General features: G+C 65.5%; 16 protein-coding genes and 1 riboswitch. Of the genes, 1 reads left to right on the top strand and 15 read right to left on the bottom strand.

Annotated features, from left to right (window positions below; translation table 11 throughout):
- Positions 1 to 328: 328 nt before the first annotated feature.
- From thiD to ACR9ZN_RS21670, 15 genes are all read right to left on the bottom strand, one after another.
- On the bottom strand, positions 329 to 1,147 hold the full coding sequence (gene thiD, locus ACR9ZN_RS21740) for a bifunctional hydroxymethylpyrimidine kinase/phosphomethylpyrimidine kinase (RefSeq protein WP_481273155.1): 819 nt from the start codon (positions 1,145 to 1,147) through the stop codon (positions 329 to 331).
- The gene (locus ACR9ZN_RS21735; protein ID WP_481273154.1) at positions 1,108 to 1,743 is read right to left on the bottom strand and encodes a thiamine phosphate synthase; all 636 of its coding nucleotides are present in this window, start codon (positions 1,741 to 1,743) and stop codon (positions 1,108 to 1,110) included. The genes thiD and ACR9ZN_RS21735 overlap by 40 nt, the downstream gene beginning before the upstream one ends.
- Positions 1,740 to 2,522: a thiazole synthase gene (locus tag ACR9ZN_RS21730; protein WP_454816525.1), complete on the bottom strand. Its 783-nt coding sequence runs from the start codon at positions 2,520 to 2,522 to the stop codon at positions 1,740 to 1,742. The genes ACR9ZN_RS21735 and ACR9ZN_RS21730 overlap by 4 nt, the downstream gene beginning before the upstream one ends.
- A 2-nt stretch (positions 2,523 to 2,524) precedes the next feature.
- Positions 2,525 to 2,722 (bottom strand): sulfur carrier protein ThiS, encoded by a 198-nt coding sequence (thiS, locus tag ACR9ZN_RS21725; RefSeq protein ID WP_441771030.1) that lies wholly within the window; start codon positions 2,720 to 2,722, stop codon positions 2,525 to 2,527.
- Positions 2,719 to 3,729 (bottom strand): glycine oxidase ThiO, encoded by a 1,011-nt coding sequence (thiO, locus tag ACR9ZN_RS21720; RefSeq protein ID WP_481273153.1) that lies wholly within the window; start codon positions 3,727 to 3,729, stop codon positions 2,719 to 2,721. Before thiO ends, thiS begins: the two co-directional genes overlap by 4 nt.
- Complete coding sequence (gene thiC / locus ACR9ZN_RS21715) at positions 3,713 to 5,554, bottom strand: phosphomethylpyrimidine synthase ThiC (protein WP_481273152.1); 1,842 nt, start codon at positions 5,552 to 5,554, stop codon at positions 3,713 to 3,715. Before thiC ends, thiO begins: the two co-directional genes overlap by 17 nt.
- A gap of 101 nt (positions 5,555 to 5,655) precedes the next feature.
- Positions 5,656 to 5,763: riboswitch (TPP riboswitch) on the bottom strand.
- Positions 5,764 to 5,968: 205 nt separating this feature from the next.
- Positions 5,969 to 7,600 carry a GMC family oxidoreductase gene (locus ACR9ZN_RS21710; RefSeq protein WP_454816519.1) on the bottom strand — a complete coding sequence of 544 codons (1,632 nt, stop codon included), beginning with the start codon at positions 7,598 to 7,600 and terminating at the stop codon, positions 5,969 to 5,971.
- A complete protein-coding gene (locus ACR9ZN_RS21705) occupies positions 7,597 to 9,093 on the bottom strand; it encodes an FGGY-family carbohydrate kinase (RefSeq protein WP_454816517.1) in 1,497 nt (498 codons plus the stop codon). Before ACR9ZN_RS21705 ends, ACR9ZN_RS21710 begins: the two co-directional genes overlap by 4 nt.
- Positions 9,090 to 9,935, bottom strand: a complete 846-nt coding sequence (locus ACR9ZN_RS21700; protein WP_434958507.1) for a class I fructose-bisphosphate aldolase — start codon at positions 9,933 to 9,935, stop codon at positions 9,090 to 9,092. The genes ACR9ZN_RS21705 and ACR9ZN_RS21700 overlap by 4 nt, the downstream gene beginning before the upstream one ends.
- A gap of 21 nt (positions 9,936 to 9,956) precedes the next feature.
- The gene (locus ACR9ZN_RS21695; RefSeq protein ID WP_481273151.1) at positions 9,957 to 11,828 is read right to left on the bottom strand and encodes a glycerol-3-phosphate dehydrogenase/oxidase; all 1,872 of its coding nucleotides are present in this window, start codon (positions 11,826 to 11,828) and stop codon (positions 9,957 to 9,959) included.
- A gap of 18 nt (positions 11,829 to 11,846) precedes the next feature.
- Positions 11,847 to 12,842, bottom strand: a complete 996-nt coding sequence (locus tag ACR9ZN_RS21690) for an aldo/keto reductase (RefSeq protein ID WP_481273150.1) — start codon at positions 12,840 to 12,842, stop codon at positions 11,847 to 11,849.
- Positions 12,839 to 13,810 carry a sugar-binding transcriptional regulator gene (locus ACR9ZN_RS21685; RefSeq protein ID WP_434958504.1) on the bottom strand — a complete coding sequence of 324 codons (972 nt, stop codon included), beginning with the start codon at positions 13,808 to 13,810 and terminating at the stop codon, positions 12,839 to 12,841. Before ACR9ZN_RS21685 ends, ACR9ZN_RS21690 begins: the two co-directional genes overlap by 4 nt.
- Positions 13,811 to 13,820: 10 nt before the next feature.
- Positions 13,821 to 14,843, bottom strand: coding sequence for an ABC transporter permease (locus ACR9ZN_RS21680; RefSeq protein ID WP_481274381.1), 1,023 nt, complete (start codon positions 14,841 to 14,843; stop codon positions 13,821 to 13,823).
- A 5-nt stretch (positions 14,844 to 14,848) separates the two neighbouring features.
- Entirely contained in the window at positions 14,849 to 16,369 is a 1,521-nt protein-coding gene (locus ACR9ZN_RS21675; protein WP_481273149.1) for a sugar ABC transporter ATP-binding protein, read from the bottom strand.
- A gap of 213 nt (positions 16,370 to 16,582) precedes the next feature.
- Positions 16,583 to 17,494: a substrate-binding domain-containing protein gene (locus ACR9ZN_RS21670; protein WP_481274380.1), complete on the bottom strand. Its 912-nt coding sequence runs from the start codon at positions 17,492 to 17,494 to the stop codon at positions 16,583 to 16,585.
- Positions 17,495 to 17,988: 494 nt separating this feature from the next.
- Here ACR9ZN_RS21670 and ACR9ZN_RS21665 point away from each other — a divergent pair, with 494 nt between their 5' ends.
- Positions 17,989 to 19,332, top strand: coding sequence for an acetyl-CoA hydrolase/transferase family protein (locus tag ACR9ZN_RS21665; protein ID WP_441771038.1), 1,344 nt, complete (start codon positions 17,989 to 17,991; stop codon positions 19,330 to 19,332).
- Positions 19,333 to 19,351: the final 19 nt, after the last annotated feature.

Here is a 19,351-nt window from a genome sequence, read left to right as displayed (position 1 = left end):
AACTTCCATGATTATAAAATTTCTCCCAATAAAATTCATTTTTTATAATAATTCATGAAATCGTTGGATCTATACGTGTTGTTCAAGTCGAACATCAATGAATTAGCTGCGCGATATCATGGGTAAGGGAGGCAATGAAAGGGCATCTATGCTTGTGGGACGCTTCATGCTGCTCTGCAGCACATTCGCAGCCAAGTCGATCCCATTGGCAGTTGTGCAAAGAACCTGCCCCATTTGCGCCACATTATGGGACGGAATGTGGCATGGGATTGCTTTGCTGCAATGAAGGGGCTGCTCTGCATCTTTCGCATGGCTGCCCGATTTTCTCTCAGAAAGGCACGGCGGGACCGCTGCCCCGCCCGATCTGAAGCCCGATTCCAGCTTTGAGGCGACCTGCCAGCCATTGCTTGGCGTGGTGAACCGCCTCGGCAAGCGTACAGCCGCCTGCGAGATTGGCGGCGATGGCCGACGAGAGGGCACAGCCCGTCCCGTGCAGGTTCGGGCTCCTGACCCAGGCGCCGGCAAAGCGCCGGGTGCCGTCGCGGGTGGCGAGAATATCGACCGCCTCGCCGAGATGGCCATGCCCGCCCTTCAGCATTACCGCCTGCGGGCCGAGGCCGAGGAGTGCCTGGGCTTGCTCGACCATCTCTGCTTCCCCCTCCGCTGGCGCGCCGTTCAGCAGGGCCGCTGCTTCCGGCAGATTCGGCGTGAGGCAGGTGGCCAGTGGCAGGAGATGGGATTTGAGGGCCTCAAATGTGCCCGTCTCGCCCAGCAGCCGACCTGTGGTGGCTGACATCACGGGATCGAGCACGATCGGTAGCCGCCGGTCTGCCAGCAGTTCGGCGATGATTCGTGCGTGTTCGGCTGTCGGCATCATGCCGATCTTGATGGCGGCGACGTCGAAATCGTCGAGCACGGCCTCGATCTGCACGGCGAGCACCGGCGGCGGCACCGCGTGGATGGCGCGGATGCCACAGGTGTTCTGCGCCGTAACTGCGGTGATTGCCGTGGTGCCGAACACGCCGAAGGCGCGAAAGGCGGCAAGATCGGCCTGGATGCCGGCGCCGCCGCCCGAATCGGAACCGGCAATGCTGAGCGCGATCGCCGTCATGCCCTGACCGAAGCTGGCCGGGTTGCCGCCAGCCATGCCTGGATCCGTGCATCCGGGTCGGGATGACGGGTAACGTCGCTGACCATGGCTGTTACGTCGGCCCCTGCGGCGAGACAACCCGCCGCCCGTTCGAGGGTGATGCCGCCGATGGCGACCAGCGGTAGCTTGCCGATCAGCTTCTTCCATTCGCCGATGCGCTCGAGCCCCTGCGGCGCGAAAGGCATCACCTTGAGCGTGGTGGGATAGATAGGTCCCAGCGCCACATAATCAGGCCCGCATGCGAGCGCGCGCGCAAGTTCGGCATGATCATGCGTCGAGATGCCAAGCTTCAGGCCCGCGCTGCGTATGGCCGCGAGGTCGGCGGTGTCGAGGTCGCCCTGGCCGAGATGGAGGAAATCGGCGCCGGCCGCGATGGCCGCCTGCCAATAGTCGTTCACCACCAGATCGGCGCCATGGGCGCGGCAGACTGCCAAGGCGGCGCGGATCTCGGGCATAACAGTCTCGTCGTCGCGTTCTTTGATGCGCAACTGCACCAGTTTCGTGCCCTGCTTCACCAGGCGCTCCACCCAGTCGACGCTCTCGACCACGGGATAGAAGGGATCGAGACGCCAGATAGTGTCGATGATGCTCATGCCAGCACCGCCTTGCCGAAGACCGGCGTCGAGGGAGCCGCCATGTCACGCGGCACCATGGGGTCGGCGAGGAAGGCGAGCCGCCCGGCCTCGATACCCAGCGCAAAGGCCCGCGCCATGCCGGCGGGATCGCCCGCCTTGGCGACGGCGGTGTTGAGCAGCACCGCGTCATAGCCGAGTTCCATGGCGTGCGCTGCATGTGAAGGCGTGCCGATGCCGGCATCAACAACCAGCGGAATGTCGGGGAAATGCGCGCGCATGCTGCGCAAGCCATAGACATTGTTGAGGCCGCGCGCCGAGCCGATCGGTGCGCCCCAGGGCATCAGGACCCGGCAGCCGGCATTGACCAGGCGTTCGGCGACCACCAGGTCTTCGGTGGTGTAGGGAAAGACCTCGAAGCCTTCGGAAATGAGGATGCGGGCCGCTTCCACCAGGCCGAAGACATCGGGCTGCAAGGTATCGGCCTCGCCGATCACCTCCAGCTTGATCCAGGTCGTGCCGAAGACTTCGCGCGCCATCTGCGCCGTCGTCACCGCTTCTTTCACGCTGTGGCAGCCAGCAGTGTTGGGCAGCACCTTGACGTCGAGTTCTCGGATCAGGCTCCAGAAACTCTGGCCGCTGCGCTCCCCACCGGATTCCCGGCGCAGCGAGACGGTGACGATACCGGTACCGGACGCGCGCACGGCCTGCGCCAGGATGGCGGGCGAGGGATATTGCGCCGTGCCGAGCAACAGGCGGGAGGTGAAGGGTGTGTCGTAGAAAATGAGGGTGTCGGCCATGGTCATCCTCCCTGCCGGGGGGCAAGGATCTCGACGGCATCGCCGTCCTTGAGGGCGGTTCGGTCGCGATCAACGGCTCGCACGAAGCGGCCGTTGAGGGCGGTGGCCACCACGCTGTCGCCGAGTTCGAGCGCTTCGAGCAGGCGGGCGAGGGTGGCGGCATCGGTTTCCTGACGTTCACCGTTGACGGTCAAGGTCATGCGAAAACTCCTTGATGGGCTGTCCGCACGGGCAGGATCCGGTCGGCGGCTTCCTGGGCCAGGGCCGGCGAGAGCAGGAAGCCGTGGCGGAACAGGCCGTTGAGCGAGATGACGCGCCCGACCACGGTGAGGCGCGGCAGATTGTCGGGAAAAGCAGGACGCAGCCCGGCCTCGAGCTCGAGGATTTCGGCCTCCCCGAAGGCCGGATGCAGGCTGAAGGCCGCAGCGATCAGCTCCATGGTCGAGCGCAGAGTGGGCGGCCCGTCATGCTCGCTCTCGATCATGGTGGCGCCGATCATGAAGCGATGGTCGGCGCGCGGCACGATATAGAGCGGAAAGCGCGGATGCAGGAAACGCACGGGCCGGGACAGGCTGACGCCGGGCGCGTGGACGACGATGGCCTCGCCCCGGACACCGCGTAGATCGGGCAGCTCTGCACGTGCGGCAAAGCCCCGGCAGTCGATCACGGCGTCCGCATCGAGGGCATGCGGCCTGGCCTCGACCCCGAAGCGGATGGCGACGCCGAGGTCGGCGAGGCGCCCTGCCAGCACCTGCAGCGCCCGTCTCGGGTCGAGATGGGCTTCGCGCGGAAAGAACAGGCCTTGGTGGAAGCGGCCCGCAAGATCGGGCTCGAGCGTGGCAATGCCGGGCTCATCCATCGGGAGATGGGCCTGGGTGCGGCGGGCGAAACGGGCGATCTCGCTGCCGTCGCGGGCGGGCGCGACCACCAGCGTGCCGCGCTGAACGGTTTCCCGCACATGGCGCGGCCACCAGGCGAGAGCGAGTTCGCCGCGCCGCTCGACCTCGACCTCGGCACTTTCCCGCTCGCACCAGGGCGCCAGCATGCCGCCGGCCAGCCAGGAACAGGCCTGGGCACCCAGGACCTCGCTGCGCTCCAGGATCTCGACCTCGGCACCTCGCGCCGCGCATTCCATTGCCGTAACGAGGCCGGCAACGCCGGCCCCGACAATGGTGATGCGCCGTCGTCCGTCACTCGGCCGGGACATAGAGGGCCCCGCCCTGTTCGAGGAATTCGCGCGATTTTTCCGCCATGCCCTGCCGTGCGGCTTCTTCCATCGCCCGGACTTCTTCTCGCAGATCCTGCGTGATCTTCATCGAGCAGAATTTCGGCCCGCACATCGAGCAGAAATGGGCGACCTTGTGCACGTCCTTGGGCAAGGTCTCGTCGTGATAGGCGCGCGCGGTATCCGGATCGAGGGAGAGGTTGAACTGGTCCTCCCAGCGGAAGTCGAAGCGCGCCTGCGACAGGGCATCGTCGCGGACCTTGGCCGCCGGATGGCCCTTGGCGAGGTCGGCGGCATGGGCGGCGATGCGATAGGTGATTACGCCGGTCTTGACGTCGTCGCGGTTGGGCAGGCCGAGATGCTCCTTGGGCGTGACGTAGCAGAGCATCGCGGTGCCGAACCAGCCGATCATCGCCGCACCGATGCCGGAGGTGATGTGGTCATAGCCCGGCGCGATGTCGGTGGTCAGCGGCCCGAGGGTGTAGAAGGGAGCCTCGCCGCAGGCGGCGAGCTGCTTGTCCATGTTCTGCTTGATCTTGTGCATCGGCACATGGCCCGGCCCCTCGATCATCACCTGGCAGCCCCTGTCCCAGGCGATCTTGGTCAATTCGCCCAGCGTCTCCAGTTCGGCGAACTGGGCGGCGTCGTTGGCATCGGCAATCGAGCCCGGACGCAAGCCGTCGCCGAGCGAGAAGGAGACGTCATAGCGGCGCATGATGTCGCAGATGTCGCCGAAATGCTCGTAGAGGAAGCTTTCGCGATGACCGGCCAGGCACCAGCGCGCCATGATCGAGCCGCCGCGCGAGACGATACCGGTGACGCGGCTGGCGGTGAGCGGCACATGGGCGAGGCGAACGCCGGCATGGATGGTGAAATAGTCGACGCCCTGCTCGGCCTGCTCGATCAGCGTGTCCTTGAACACCTCCCAATCGAGCTTCAAGGGATCGCCGTCGACCTTCTCCAGCGCCTGGTAGATCGGCACCGTGCCGATCGGCACCGGCGAGTTGCGCAGGATCCAGGAGCGGATGTTGTGGATGTTGCGCCCGGTGGAGAGGTCCATAACGGTGTCGGCGCCCCAGCGCGTGGCCCAGACCAGCTTCTCCACCTCCTCGGCGGCACCCGAGGTGACGGCTGAGTTGCCGATATTGGCGTTGACCTTCACCAGGAAGTTGCGGCCGATCACCATCGGCTCGAGTTCGAGATGGTTGATGTTGGCGGGCAGGATGGCCCGTCCCAGGGCGATCTCGTCGCGCACGAATTCCGGCGTGACGAATTCAGGGATGGCCGCGCCGAAATCCTCGCCATCGGCCCGGCGCTCGGCCGCGCCGTCCAAGGCTTTCTCGCGGGCGAGGTTTTCACGGAAGGCGGCGTAGACCATCTCCTCGGTGACGATGCCGGCCTTGGCGAACTCATATTGGGTGACGCGCTGGCCGTCGGCGCCCCGGCGCAGCTTACGATCAGCCGGGCAGGGTGCCACGAGCCTGTCGGCGGAGACATTGCCATTGTCCTCAGGTCTAACGGTGCGGCCATCGATCGCGCCGAAGCCGCGGCCGGCAATCCAGCTTTCGCGCAGGGTTGGCAGGCCCTGCTGCAGGTCGATGCTAGCGTTGTCCTCAGTATAGGGGCCGGAGGGATCATAGACGCGGATCGGGGCGAGCGAAGCATCGCTCAGCGCGATCTCACGAAAGGGCACCCGCATCTGGGGATGCGAAGCGGGGGCCGCATAGACCTTGCGGGAGCCGGCGATGGGGCCCGTGGTCACGCTTTGCGGCGCGGCAATCTTGGTCTTGGGATTTTGGATGTTCATGGATCTCCTCCTCGTTGCGAGTCATGGAGATCCGGGGCGACGATTGTCTGGGCAGAACCGGCATCCCAGCCGATTCCGGGACCTGGAGCCAATTCCTAGCGCCAAAGCCCTGTTCCCGTCCCTTCGCCGGCATGACCCGGATCAGGTTCGAAGGGTTCGGCTCTAGGCCATCTCAGCCCCGCTTGCGCAGGACACCCCTCGGAACGATTCCAAGGTTAGACCCGGAATCGCCGGGCGTCCAGAGGGAAGGATTGTCGCATTATTTTGGAAGAAGGAGCGTTGCCACCCCTCATCCACCTGCCGACCCCTTCTCCCGCAAGGGGCGGATGAGGGGCCGCTCTGCCCTATTTGGACTTCGGACCTCAACACCTTGAAAGAGCCGGGTCCGAACACCCGCCCCTCCAAAGGACGACCTCACCCCCGCCAGGCAGCGGCGATCATGTCCGAGGCCTTCTCGGCGATCATCACCACGGGCGCATGGGTATTGCCGGAGACGATCGTCGGCATGATCGAGGCATCGGCGATGCGCAGGCCGGACATGCCGCGCAGGCGCAGCTCGGGGTCGACCACGGCCGCCGCGTCGGTGCCCATCCGCGCCGTTCCGACCGGGTGGAAGATGGTGGTGGCGATGTCGCCGGCGGCCTTGGCGAGATCGTCGGCCGACTGGATCGCCGGCCCCGGCTTCAGCTCCTCCGGCCGGAAGGCCTGCATGCGCCGGGTCGCCATCAGGCGGCGGGCCGCGCGGATCGAATCGGCCGCGACCGCACGGTCGCCTTCCGTGGAAAGGTAGTTCGGCGCGATTTCCGGATGAGTCTGGGCATCCGGCGAGACGATGCGGACATGGCCGCGTGCCTCCGGCCTGAGATTGCAGACCGAGACGGTTATGGCCGGAAAGGGATGGAGCGGGGACCCGAAGGCGTCGAGCGACAGAGGCTGGACATGGAACTCGATATTGGCGCTGCCAAAACGCGCATCCGACTTCATGAAGATGCCGAGCTGGCTCGGTGCCATCGCCATCGGCCCGGAGCGCTTGAGGACATAGGTGAGGGCGATCTCAGCCTTGCCCAGCAACGAGGCCTGCCATTCGTTCAGGGTACGTGCGCCGCTGATCCTGAACACGGTGCGGATCTGCAGATGGTCCTGCAGGTTCTCGCCGACGCCGGGCGCATCCAGCACGAGGGGGATGCCGTGCCTGGCCAGCAGCCCCGCCGGACCAACGCCAGAAAGCTGCAGGAGCTGCGGCGTGCCGATGGCGCCGGCCGCCAGCACCAGCTCGCGCTTGACGCGGACGCAGGCGGGCTTGCCATCCAGCCTCAGTTCGAGGCCATCGGCGCGTCCGTCGACGAAACGGATGCGCTCGGCCATCGCCCCGGTGAGAATGGTGAGGTTCTTGCGGTGCCTGACGGGATTGATGAAGGCCCGCACGGCATTGAAGCGAAAGCCGGCCTTCTGGTTGACCTCGAAATAGGCCGAGCCGGTGTTGTCGCCGGCATTGAAGTCGTCGATCTGGGGCACGCCGAGTTCCTCGGCCGCCTCGCGCACCGAGTCCAGGATCGGCCAGGACAGGCGCTGGCGCTCGACGCGCAGCTCGCCCTCCGAACCATGAAAGGGCGCGCTTCCGGCATGGTGGTTCTCCGAGCGTCGGAACAGCGGCAGTACGTCGTCCCAGCCCCAGCCGGCATTGCCGAGCTGCTGCCAATGGTCATAGTCGGCGGCCTGGCCGCGCATATAGATCATGCCGTTGATGGAGGAGCAGCCCCCCATCACCCGGCCGCGCGGATAAGCGAGCGAGCGCCCGTTCAGGCCTGGCTCGTCCACGGTCCTGTAGCCCCAGTCGGTGCGGGGATTGCCCATGCAATAGAGATAGCCGACTGGGATGTGGATCCAGTGATAGCGATCCGAGCCGCCGGCTTCGAGCAGCAATACCCTGGCCTTGGGATCGGTGCTGAGCCGGTTGGCCAGCACGCAGCCGCCGGAGCCGGCACCGACGACGACATAGTCGTAGGCGCCAAGATCTGTGCATTCACGCTCGATGCGTTCGCTCATGCGCCCTCGCGATAGCGTTTCCAGTGTTCGGGCATGGTCTCGGCGAGGCTGCAATAGAGGCGGTAGCGTGCCTCCACGAGCGCCCGGTCCGAGATGCGGGGCTGGTACTGCGCGGCCTGGCGCACCATGGCGGCGATGCCGTCGTCGAGCGTCGGGAAGGCCCTGGCTGCGACGCCCGCCGCGATGGCCGCGCCAAGCGCACCGGTTTCCTGGCATTCGGCTACCGTGACCGGCAGGTCGAGAATATCAGCGAACATCTGGCACCAGACCGGGCTGCGCGAGCCCCCGCCGGACAGCGAGGCACGGGTGATATCGGCGCCGGCGCTGCGCAGGCGCTCGATATGGCGGCGATGTTCGAACACCACGCCCTCATAGAGCGCGTGGAGCATTTCCGCTTTGCCGTGCCAGCCGGCGAGGCCGATGAAGGCGCCGCGTGCGTCGGGATGCGTGGAAGCGCCGAACAGGAAGGGCAGGAACAGCGGCAGTTCCGCATGGGGCGTGACCGAGGCGACCAGCGCGTTGCAGGCTTCGAACTCGGTGGGACCATGTCCGCCGCCGAACTCGCGCACGAACCATTCGAGATTGACGGCCGAGGTAGCGCTGGATTCGACGGCGACATAGCGGTTGGGGCGCCAGGTCGAGGCGTGGAACACCCGCTGGTCTATCAGCGGCGTCTCGCGTACCACCTGGTTGATGCCCCAGGTGCCGGCCACGATCGCCGCCTCGCCGGGCGTGTTGATGCCGGCGCCGATCATCGAGGCGATGATGTCGAAGAAGCCGGCGGCAACCGGCGTACCCTCGGCGAGCCCGGTGGTGGCGGCGGCGCCGGCGGTCACGCCGCCTGCCGAAGCTTCGGACTCGACGAGATCGGGCAGCAGTCCTGCTGCATCGCCGAGGCCGTAGGCCGCCAGCAAGGCGTCGTCATAGCGCCGCTCGGGGAGGCGCAGCAGGCCGGCGCCGCTCATGTCCGAAAAATCGGAGACGCGCCTGCCGGTAAGCATCAGCGTCATCGCGTCCTTGCACAGGAAGGCGGTACCGGCCCTGGCGTAGAGATCGGGCCGGTTCTGCTTCAGCCATATCAGGAGCGTCGCCGTCTGGGCCGGCCATGGCCGCTGCAGGCAGAGCGGATAGAGGGCGTCGGCAGCCGGCGAAGTGCGCAGTTCGGCGGCGAGGTCGGCGGCCCGGTTGTCGATCGACTGGATGCCGATGAGAGGCTGGTCGTTCTGGTCGATGAGATAGAGGCCGTTGCCGTGACCGGCGGTGCCGATGCCGATGACGTCCTTGCCCTCGACGCCGGCCTGCTCGAGGCAGCGCCGGATCACCGTGGCGGCATTGGCCCAGAGTTCGGCGATGTCGCGCTCGACATGGCCGGGATGGGGCTGTCGCGATTGGCCGTCGAGCGCCGCCCGCGCCAAGACCCGTCCTTCGAGGTCGAACAGGACGGCCTTGACCACGGTGTTGCCGGCGTCGATGCCGAGGAGATGGCGCGTCACGCTGCGGCCTCGTAGATGGCCCAGGCCTGCGTATCGTCGGCGCCCTGATGGATCATCGCCATCAGGGCCTTGACCACGCGGGCGGGGTTGTCGTGCTGGTAGATGTTGCGGCCATAGACCATGCCATGCGCGCCCTGGCGCATCAAAGCGTGGGAGTTGGCGAAGACCTGGCGCAGATCCGCCTTGCCGCCGCCGCGCACCAGCACGGGGCAGCGGGCGGCCTCGACCACGCGATGGAAATCGCCGGAATCGCTGGTGGGATCGGCCTTGACGATGTCGGCGCCGAGCTCGCGGGCGAGGCGCACCAGCGTCACGATCTTTTCGGCGTCACCGTCGACGAGATAGCCGCCGCGCTCGCTGGCCGGCTGCATGACCAGCGGCTCGATCATCAGCGGCATGCCGTATTTCTCGCAATCCTGGGCGACGCGCGAAATATTTTCGATGCATTGGCGGAACAGGTCGGGTTCGTCCGGCAGCATGAAGAGATTGACCACCACACAGGCCGCATCCATGCGGAGCGCCGGGGCAATCGGGTCCTGCGCGTTTTGCAGGAGGGCCCACATCTCGCGATGGCGCTGGCGGTTGTAGGGATTGCCCATGTCGATGCGCATCACCAGGGCAGGCTTGTGCTTGCCCGGGATCTCCTGCAGCAGGTCGGCCTGGCCGTAATTCATCTGGATGGCATCGGGGCCGGCATCGGCCAGCATGCGCACGACCTTGCCCATATCCTCCAGCCCGTCGAGGAAGGAGGGCTCGTTGCAGACGCCATGGTCGATGGCGACGTCAAGACATTTGCCGGCGCCGAACAGGCGGTTCATCCGGACTTTCTTGGTGAGGTACATGGGTCTTCCCTGTGGCTTTTCTTACCCTCCCCTGGAGGGGGAGGGGCGGCCCATAGGGGCCGGGGTGGGGTGGGAATAGGCAGGGGTTTGGCGTGGAGAACGGAACTTCCTCGTCAAGAAATCACCCCACCCCGACTCTTCGCGTCGACCCTCCCCCTCCAGGGGAGGGTAAAAAGGGGCCGAAAGTGAAGAATTGCGGGCCGCGAGCGTCGCCGCCGCGAGGCCGTGAAAGTGATCGAGATGGGTGAGCAGCCGGTCGATCTCGACTTGGGTATGCGCCTGGCTCCAGCCCAGAGAGGAAGCCGCCAGCGCGGCGAGTTCGTGGATCGCATCGAGCGACAGCTCGCCGCTGAAGGCGATGGTCATGCGCCGGAGAACAAGATCGGCCAGAGTGGCGACCTGGCCAGTGGCGAGGATCCAGCGGATCTCGTCACGGCTGTAGCTTGGTAGACCGGCGAGGGGGGCATCGTCGGCGCCGGGCGTGAAATCGAGCATGCGCGTGCCGTAGCGTTCGAACAAGGCGGCGCAGCGCGCCTGCGAAGCTCCCGTCGAGATGGCCGCCTGGTGCAGCCAGTCCCGGCGTCCGGCTTCGCCTTGGGGAAAGCCCTTGCCGCCGCCGATCGCCATGGCCTCGCTCGACAGCATACGGGTCGCCTCGAGGCGGGCCAGCACCGTGTCCGCGGCCTGGGCACCGAAAGCGCGGAAGGTCGTCCATTTGCCGCCGACGAGGTTGAGGATGGGAACCGGCCCCGGAGGCGTCGACCATTCACAGCTGTGGTCACGCGAGATCTCGGCGTTCACATTCGCATCGGCGCGCGGCAGGGGGCGAACCCCGGCGAAGCGGAACAGGATATCGGCTTCCGACAGGGGGATGGCCGGAAAGACCTCGCGGATCGACTCCAGGATATAGGCGGTTTCACCAGCCTCGCAGCGCACGCCGTCGGGCGTGTCGACGCGAATGTCGGTCGATCCGGCGAGGATATGGCCGAAATGGGCGAACAGGATGCACACGCGCCCTTCGCGATTGGCGAAATAGACCATGCGCTCGCCGATGGCGTTCAACAGGGCTGGGTTGTCGAGGACGAGATGGGAGCCCTTGGTGCCGCCGATCAGTGTGCTCTGCCGGCCCGACAGCAGGGTGTTGGTATGGTCGATCCAGGCTCCGCTGGCATTGACGATCACCGCGGCGGCAAGGGTGATGCGCTCGCCGGTCAGGCTGTCGGTGAGTTCAGCGACAGTGCCATCCAGGCTGGAGAGACCGAGATGGTTGAGTGCGAGCGCTTGGGGCGAGGCCGCCTCCGCATCGGCGATCAGTTCGAGACCGAGCTGCTCCGGCCGGCTGATCTTGGCGTCATGATAAAGGGCGGCATAGCTGATGTCGGGATGGAAGGCGGGCCAGTTCAGGCGGGTGGCGCGGCGGCCGAAGAAGCGGCTCTTCGGCAATTGGCGCTCGCGGCTGGCATAGAAATCGTAGAGGGCGAGCCCCAGCCGCACGATCAGGGCACCGCGTGGCCCCGGCTTCGGCCGCCCGCCAAAAAAGCGGCGGATCGCCGAGGCGGTGCCGGAAAAGCGGTTGGCCAGCGGGACCAGGGTCGGCAGGGCGCTGACGTAATGGGGGGCGTTGCGCAGGAGGCGGTTGCGCTCCAGCAGGGACTCCTTCACCAGGCCGAACTCCCCATTCTCCAGATAGCGCAGTCCGCCATGGATCATGCGGGAGGGCGCCGCGCTGGCCCCGCTCATGAAGTCGCCGCGCTCGACGAGCACGACATCGATCCCCTGCAGAGCAAGCTCGCGAAAGGTGCTGATGCCGTTGATGCCGCCGCCGACGACAAGGACCGCCGTGTGGCCCTTTGCGCGCAGCCTGTCGAGCCGTTCCGCCCGGATGAGCGTCATGCCACCAACTCCACCCTGTCAGGCCGTGACGGCAGCAAGATGCGCCGCGATGGCGCGGTCGATGGCGGCGAGGTCATCGGCCGACAGAGCGAGCCGTCCGGCGGCGGCATTCTCGCTGGCCTGCTGCTCGTCGCGCGCCCCGCACAGGGCATAGGTGATGCCCGGCTGGGCGATGGTCCAGGCGATCACGAGCTGGGCGATCGTCGCGCCATGGGCTGAGGCGATCGGGGTCACCTCTGTGGCGAAATCGGCGACGCGGGCCCGGTTGTCGCGCGAGAAACGCGGATTGTCCTTGCGCAGGTCGTCGCCGTCGAAATCGCGCTCCGGCCCGATCTTGCCGGTAAGCAGTCCCAGCGCCAGCGACGAATAGCTGAGCGTGGAGACGCCGTTGGCCGCGGTAACCGGCAGGAGGCTGGTCTCGATCTCGCGGTCGAGCATGGAGTAGCGTTCCTGAATGGCGTCGACGGGGCCTGCGGCGAGATAGGCCTTCAGGTCGTCGGCGGTGACGTTGCTGACGCCGATGGCCCGGATCTTGCCGGCCCGCTTCAGTTCGAGCAGCGTGTCCATGGTCTCGGCCACCGGGGTGGTCGGGTCCTGCCAGTGGGTGATGTAGAGGTCGATATAGTCGGTCTGCAGGCGCGCCAGGCTCTGCTCGATCTCGTGCAGGATGCCGTCGCGGCCGAGATAGCGATGCACCTTGTGGCTCATCTCGTCGAAGAAGTGATTGCCCTTGCCGTGATGCCAGTTGAGCCCGCATTTGGTGGCGATCACGACCTCGTGGCGGCGGCCCTTGACGGCCTGCCCCACCAGCGCCTCGGCGCGGCCGAGGCCGTAGGCCGGGGCGGTGTCGATCAGCGTAACGCCCTTGTCGATGGAGGCGCGGATCGCGGCGATCGAGGCCTCGTCATCATGGCCGCCCCACATCCAGCCGCCCATGGCCCAGGTGCCGAGCGCGATGGCGCTGGCTGCGATGTCGGAGTGGCCCAGTTTGCGCAAGGGAAACGGAGGGGTCATGTCGGCCTCTTGAGAATGTCGAGAACGTGGGTGCCGGTCGCCTCGTCGGTGGCGAGGATGTCGAGATAGCCGCCGCGCAGGATACCGGCGATCGGCTCGGCCTTGTGCGCGCCGGTGGCGATGCCGATGGTCATCGGGATGGCCCTGAGTTCCTCGGGGCTGAGCGCGACGACGCGTTCGTTGAGGGGGTAGTCGCAGGGGCGGCCGTCGGCATCGATGAGATGGGCGATCAGCTCCCCGGCCGCCCGGCTTTGCCTGAGGCCGTCGAGCCCACCGGCGTCCGGGGCGTGGAGGCTGAAATAGGTCGAACTTTCCGACAGCACCGAGCCGATGCCGACCAGGGCGATGCGGGCGCCGCGCGCCCGGTCCAGCACTTCGCCGACCGATTGCAGCGACATCAGCACGTCCCGCTCGGCGCGCGAGGCCGCGAAGATCGGCGCATGGATCTGGAAGGCGCGTCCCTGCAGCTTGGAGGCGAGCTGGGCGGCGAGGTGGTTGACGTCGACGAAATGCTTGCCCTGCACACCGCCGGTCGCCGGCACCACGGTGACGTCATAGGCGCGGGTGGGCGCCAGGGCCTGGATGACGGCACTGACGCCGACGCCGCCGGAGACGCAGATGGTGTCGCCGTCCCGGAGCACGGTGAGGATATGGTCGGCGACCGAACGCCCGGCAGCCTGGAGGTTGACGCCCTCCTGGTCGGAGGCGGAGGGCACCACGATCGCTTCGGTGAGGCCGCTCGCCTCAGCCAGGGCCTGTTCGAGCTCGAACAAGTCCTGGCGCGGCGACTTCACCTCGATCCGGACATAGCCGCGCTCGTGCCCCTCCTTGACGAGGCGATTGACCATCGGATGGGACAGGCCGGTGCGCTTGGCGATCTCCGCCTGCGAAAGGCCTTCGATGTAATGCATGACCAATACCCGATGGATGCGGCGGAGCCGCTGGTCGCCTTCGTTCTCTTTTGCCACGATGCTTGTCCTATGCCTTACGAGTCAGGGCCTGCTTGCGCTTATGTAGCAGGTGATCGAAGGCGACGGCGGCAAACAGGATCAGGCCACGGATGGTGTCCTGCCAGTAGGGCGAGACGTCGAGCAGGATCAGCGAGCTCGACACCACCGATAGAAGGGCCATGCCAAGGATGGCGCCGAGGATGGTGCCCGAGCCCCCATTGAGGCTGGCCCCGCCGATCACGGCGGCAGCGATGATGTTGAGCTCCATGCCGACGCCGAAGGTCGGCGTCGCCGCCCCGAAGCGGGCCATGTAGATGACGCCGGCCACTCCCGCGAGCGTCGAGCACAGCACGATGCAGAAGAACTTCACCCGGGCCGTGCGGATGCCCGAATAGGCGGCGGCCCGTTCGTTGGAGCCGGTGTAGAACACGCGGCGGAACAGGGTGGCCTTGCGCAGGAGGAGGTCGAAGGTGACGACCACGGCCAGGAAGATCAGGATCACCACCGGCACGCCGTAGACCGAGCCTTGCCCGATGAATTTGAAGCTCGGCGGCAGGGAGAACAGCGACAGCGGCGTGCCGCCGGTGATCGCCAGGCACAGGCCTCGGATGATGACCATGAAAGCGAGCGAGACGATGAAGGAATGCAGGCCGATGCGCGTGACCGCCAGCGCCATGGCGGCGCCGATGGCGGAGCAGGCAAGGATCGCCATGGCGCTGGCGAGCCAGGGATCGACGCCCTCCAGGAAGAGCCAGCCGCCGATGACCATGGCGATGCAGACGACGGAGCCGACCGACAGGTCGATGGCGCCGACAATCAGGAGCACGGTCATGCCAACCACCACGATGCCCTCGACGGCGAATGACATCGTCATGGCGCGCAGATTGGTCCAGGTCAGGAAATAGGGCGAGGCGAAGGACATCACCACGCACAGAGCCAGGATGATCAGCAGGAGGCCGAGCTCGCGCATGTTGCCGAGACCGCGCAGCCAGCCGAGACGGGCGCGCGACGGCGCTTCGGGGTGTTTTTGATTCACTGAGGTTTCACCCATGACAGTCATGCCGCCCTCCCGGCGTCTTTGCCCAATCCGGATGCGAGGCGGATCAGCTTGTCTTCAGTCATTTCCGTTTCCGTGACCTCGCCGACGATTTCGCCCTCGTGGATGACGAGGATGCGATCGGCGAGGCCAATCAGCTCGGGCAGTTCGGAAGAGATCACCAGGATGCCGGTGCCCTGGTCGGCGAGTTCGCGCAGGATGCGATGGATCTCCGCCTTGGCGCCGACATCGACGCCGCGGGTCGGCTCGTCGAGCAGGATGACCTTGGGGGACACCGACAGCATCTTGGCGATGGCAACCTTCTGCTGGTTGCCGCCCGACAGCGTGGCGACCGCATCGTTCAGCGAGCCGCGGCGGAGGCGCAGGAGATCGCCGAGGCGGCGCGCCTGCTCCAGTTCGGCCGCACGATCGACGAAGCCGATGCGGGTGGAGACACGGCCGAGGTCGAGTGCCGAGACATTCGCCGCGATCGGCAGATCGAGGAAGATGCCCGACCCCTTGCGGTCCTCCGAGAGATAGACGATGCCGCTGGCGATACTGTCGGCATAGGTCGAGGGCGTGACATCGCGTCCGTCGAGCACGATCCTGCCGGCGCTGCGACGCATCAGCCCGCAAATGCCGAGCGCCATTTCGGTACGGCCGGCGCCGATCAGCCCGGCGACACCCAAGACCTCGCCGCGCCGGAGCTCGAAGGAGATGTCCTTGAAATGCACACCGTCGGAGAGGCCGTCCACACTCATCAAGGCGGACGCTTCGGCGCTGCCTGGGTTCTTCGGCGGATAGAGCGTGCCCAGGGTCCGCCCGACCATCTTGCCGACCACGCTTTCGGGCGTCATGTCGGCGATATCGTCGGTCGAGACGTGCTGGCCGTCGCGCAGCACGGTGATGCGGTCGCAATGGGCGAAGATCTCCGCCATGCGGTGGCTGATATAGATGATGGAAATGCCGCGTGCCTTGAGGCCGGCCATGATGGCGAAGAGCTTGCCGGCTTCGCGCTCGGTCAGCGCGGCGGTCGGCTCGTCGAGAATGAGGATCGAGCAGTCGAGGGTCAGCGCCTTGGCTATCTCGACGATCTGCTGCTCGGAGATGGTGAGATCACCGACGAGGCTGTCGGGGTCGATACGGCCGAGATCGGCCAGGAGGGCGCGCGCCTTTTCGCGGAGCTCGCCATAATTCATGAAAAAGCCGCGGCGGGCGTTGGTGGCGGCCATGAAGATGTTCTCGGCCACCGAAATGCCGCCGCACAGGGCGATCTCCTGATGCACCAGGCCGATGCCGAGGGCCTGTGCCCGGGCCGGCGAACCGATCTCGACCTTTTCGCCGCGGATGCGGATCTCGCCGGTATCGGGCCTGACGATGCCGTCGATGATGTTCATCAGGGTGGATTTGCCCGCGCCGTTCTCCCCGGCGAGGGCATGGATCTCGCCCTTGCGGACGCTGAGGCTGACATTGCGCAGGGCCTGGATCGCTCCATAGGCTTTGCTGATGCCAGTCGCTTCAAGGGCGAGATCTTGGGTCATGACCGGTCTTCGTCCTGGATAATGGCAAGGAAACTGGCGGGACGTAGGAGATGGAATGGGATCCAGAGGTCAGTCAGCACATCGACCTCTGGATCCCTCTCGCAAGCAAAGCTTGCGAGATTGCCAGGTAGGGAGCCCCATCGGGGCGGCACCGAGGCTATTCTTGAACGAGCCTCGAATAGTGGAGCTGCGGGAAGAGGCAGGCGTGCTGCCTCACTCCTCGATGCCCTTGGTGCCGCGGCGCTTGAGATAGGCGTCCCAATAGAAGTCGTCGGCATTGTCCTTGGAGACGACGGCAAAGCCATTGTCGACGAAGGGGACACCCATCGGGTTATAGCCGGCGCGCTTCCAGTCGTTCATGGGGTCGATCAGATCGGGGTGCTGGGCCATGAACAGGAGCATGAAGCCCATATAGCCCTGGATGCCCTGATTGGGATTGACAGAGCCGAAGACTTGTCCGGCCTTGATCATGTCGAGGATCTTGCCGTTCACGTCGGCGGTCATCACCTTGATCTTGCCGCCGAGCTCCTGGGAGGCCTGGGCTGCCCCCAGGGCCGAATTGGCCTCGGGCATGAACAAAGCGGCGAGATTGGGATTGGCCTGGGCGAGGGACTGCACCGCCTGATAGGCCTTGTTCGGATCCTGGTTGGTGGCGGTCCGGCCGACCAGCTTCATGCCGGGATATTTCTCGCCCATGCGGGCGATGAAGGCGGCGACACGCTTGTCGTGATTGTCCTGTCCGGGGTTTTCCAAGACGGCATAGTCGCCCTTGCCGTCGAGCGCCTTGGCGACCATGTCGGCGGCGGCGCTCCCTTCCCGGTTATTGTCGGAGGTGACATAGGAAGCGCGCTTGGAATTGGGCGAGTTGGCCGCAAAGGTCACCACCGAAACGCCGGAGTCGACGGCGCGATTGATCGGCTCGATGAAGGGATCCGAATTCATCGGGTGGACGAGGATGCCTGCCGGTTTCTTGGCCAGGGCCTGGTCGAAGCTCGCGATCTGCTTGGTGACGTCATATTCCGGCGTGCCGGTATAGGCCGTCTTGCAACCCATCGACTGGGCGGCCTGCTTGAAGGCCTCATAGACCGGGAACCAATATTCCACACCCGAGACCATGACGTTCATCACATAGGTCTCGCCTTCCTTGCAGCGGAACTTGCTGTCTGCCTGCGCGCTCGCGCCGGAGACAAAGGCCGCGCTCGCAGCCAGTCCGATGAGCCATTTCCTGATGGGCATCCTCACCTCCCGATGGTGTTTGCCGGGCTTGTTTCCCGGTGTTTTCGATTAATTTTGAAATAAATTTCACTATGTGATATTCATTTCAAATGGGATATAGATGAGATTGCGGACGGACGCAATGGCCTTTCGTCGGCGGCGTGTGTCCGGTGTGTCGATCTCCAGATCGGCATCTTTGGAAACACCGCATTTTGCTCAAGGAAGATGCCGATCCGCTTCATCACCCGATGGTGCTAAGGAGATCGGCGCACCGCGTCTGCGGACGGGATGCTCCGGCTTCCGGAAAGCCATGTCCGTCCCTCCCCTTTGGTTGACAGCGCTATGGTCGTCAGGGAAGCTGACGCAAAGGGCGCAAAGCGCCGTCACGATTGGGAGGAAGCGCCATGACCATTGGCCTTCGGGGAAAGCAGGCGACCAAGATCACGGCGGCCGAGGCGGCGGCGCGGGTCAAGCCGGGCATGTGGCTCGACTATGGATTCGGGCTGACCCAGCCAGATGCCTTCGAGGTGGCCCTCGCCGCCCGGCGCGACGAACTCCATGACGTCAAGATCCGCCACTGCCTCACCATGCGGGCGCGCGCCACCCAGGAATGCGATCCCAATGGCGAGCATTTCGGCTGGTTCAACTGGCACTTCTCCGGCTATGACCGCAAGCAGCACGATGCCGGACGCTGTAACTACATTCCGATGAATTTCGGCGAGGCGCCGGACTTCTATCGCCGCTTCATCGATCCCGTGGACATTGTCGTGATCAAGACGGCACCGATGGATGCGGAGGGCTATTTCAACTTCGGCGGCGGCGCTACCTATGTCGAGGCCATCCTCGAACGGGCCCGTACCGTTGTCGTCGAGGTCAACGAGGATACGCCCTATGTCTTTGGCGAGGGCAACCGCATCCATGTCAGCGCAGTCGACCACATCATCGAGGGTGACGGCCAGAAGGCACCGGAGATCGGTAATCCCGAGCCGAGCGAGATCGACCGGGCAGTCGCAGCCCGCATCGTCGCGGAGATCGACGACGGCGCCTGCCTGCAGATCGGCATCGGCGGCATGCCCAACGCCGTCTGCACCATCCTCAAGGACAGCGGCATCCATGATCTCGGCATCCATACCGAGATGATGACTGACGGCATCGTCTCGCTCTATGACGCCGGCCTGGTGACCGGTGCGCGCAAGAATATCGACCGGGGCTGCTCGGCCTTCACCTTCGCGGCTGGTTCGCGCCGCCAATATGAAGCGATCGACCGCAACCCCGATTTCAAATCCTACCCGGTCGACTACACCAATTTGCCGCACAATATCGCGCAGAACGACCATGTGGTGTCGATCAACAATACCACGCAGATGGATCTGCAGGGCCAGGCTGCCTCCGAGAGCGATGGCCATCGCCATATCTCGGGCACTGGCGGCCAGCTCCAATTCGTGCGCGGTGCCTATGCCTCCAAGGGCGGCAAGTCGTTCCTGTGCATGTCCTCGACCTTCGACAAGCGTGGCGATCGCCGCAGCCGCATCGTGCTCAATCTGACGCCGGGCAATGTGGTCACCACGCCGCGGACGGACGTGATGTATGTCGTCACCGAATATGGCATGGTCAATCTGAAGGGGCGTTCGGTGGCCGAGCGGGCCAAGGCCCTGATCGGCCTCGCCCATCCCGATTTTCGCGAGGGGCTGGAACGCGAGGCCCGCGAGAACGGCCTGATTCCGCGCTTTTGCTACGCGCTGTCCTGATGGGGTATCCCTGGGATCG

Source organism: Labrys sp. HAY1-8F, assembly GCF_056754975.1.
The sequence above is the reverse complement of the archived record's forward strand: the minus strand, read 5'-3'. Positions and strand labels throughout refer to the sequence as shown.

Coding starts and splice junctions, on each gene's coding strand:
- thiD (WP_481273155.1), bottom strand. CDS start 1,147: ATGGCTGGCGGCAACCCGGCCAGCTTCGGTCAGGGCATGACGGCGATC.
- ACR9ZN_RS21730 (WP_454816525.1), bottom strand. CDS start 2,522: ATGGCCGACACCCTCATTTTCTACGACACACCCTTCACCTCCCGCCTG.
- thiC (WP_481273152.1), bottom strand. CDS start 5,554: ATGAACATCCAAAATCCCAAGACCAAGATTGCCGCGCCGCAAAGCGTG.
- ACR9ZN_RS21670 (WP_481274380.1), bottom strand. CDS start 17,494: ATGAACGTCATGGTCTCGGGTGTGGAATATTGGTTCCCGGTCTATGAG.
- ACR9ZN_RS21680 (WP_481274381.1), bottom strand. CDS start 14,843: ATGGGTGAAACCTCAGTGAATCAAAAACACCCCGAAGCGCCGTCGCGC.
- ACR9ZN_RS21675 (WP_481273149.1), bottom strand. CDS start 16,369: ATGACCCAAGATCTCGCCCTTGAAGCGACTGGCATCAGCAAAGCCTAT.
- ACR9ZN_RS21735 (WP_481273154.1), bottom strand. CDS start 1,743: ATGAGCATCATCGACACTATCTGGCGTCTCGATCCCTTCTATCCCGTG.
- thiO (WP_481273153.1), bottom strand. CDS start 3,729: ATGTCCCGGCCGAGTGACGGACGACGGCGCATCACCATTGTCGGGGCC.
- thiS (WP_441771030.1), bottom strand. CDS start 2,722: ATGACCTTGACCGTCAACGGTGAACGTCAGGAAACCGATGCCGCCACC.
- ACR9ZN_RS21700 (WP_434958507.1), bottom strand. CDS start 9,935: ATGTACCTCACCAAGAAAGTCCGGATGAACCGCCTGTTCGGCGCCGGC.
- ACR9ZN_RS21710 (WP_454816519.1), bottom strand. CDS start 7,600: ATGAGCGAACGCATCGAGCGTGAATGCACAGATCTTGGCGCCTACGAC.
- ACR9ZN_RS21690 (WP_481273150.1), bottom strand. CDS start 12,842: ATGACCCCTCCGTTTCCCTTGCGCAAACTGGGCCACTCCGACATCGCA.
- ACR9ZN_RS21665 (WP_441771038.1), top strand. CDS start 17,989: ATGACCATTGGCCTTCGGGGAAAGCAGGCGACCAAGATCACGGCGGCC.
- ACR9ZN_RS21695 (WP_481273151.1), bottom strand. CDS start 11,828: ATGACGCTCATCCGGGCGGAACGGCTCGACAGGCTGCGCGCAAAGGGC.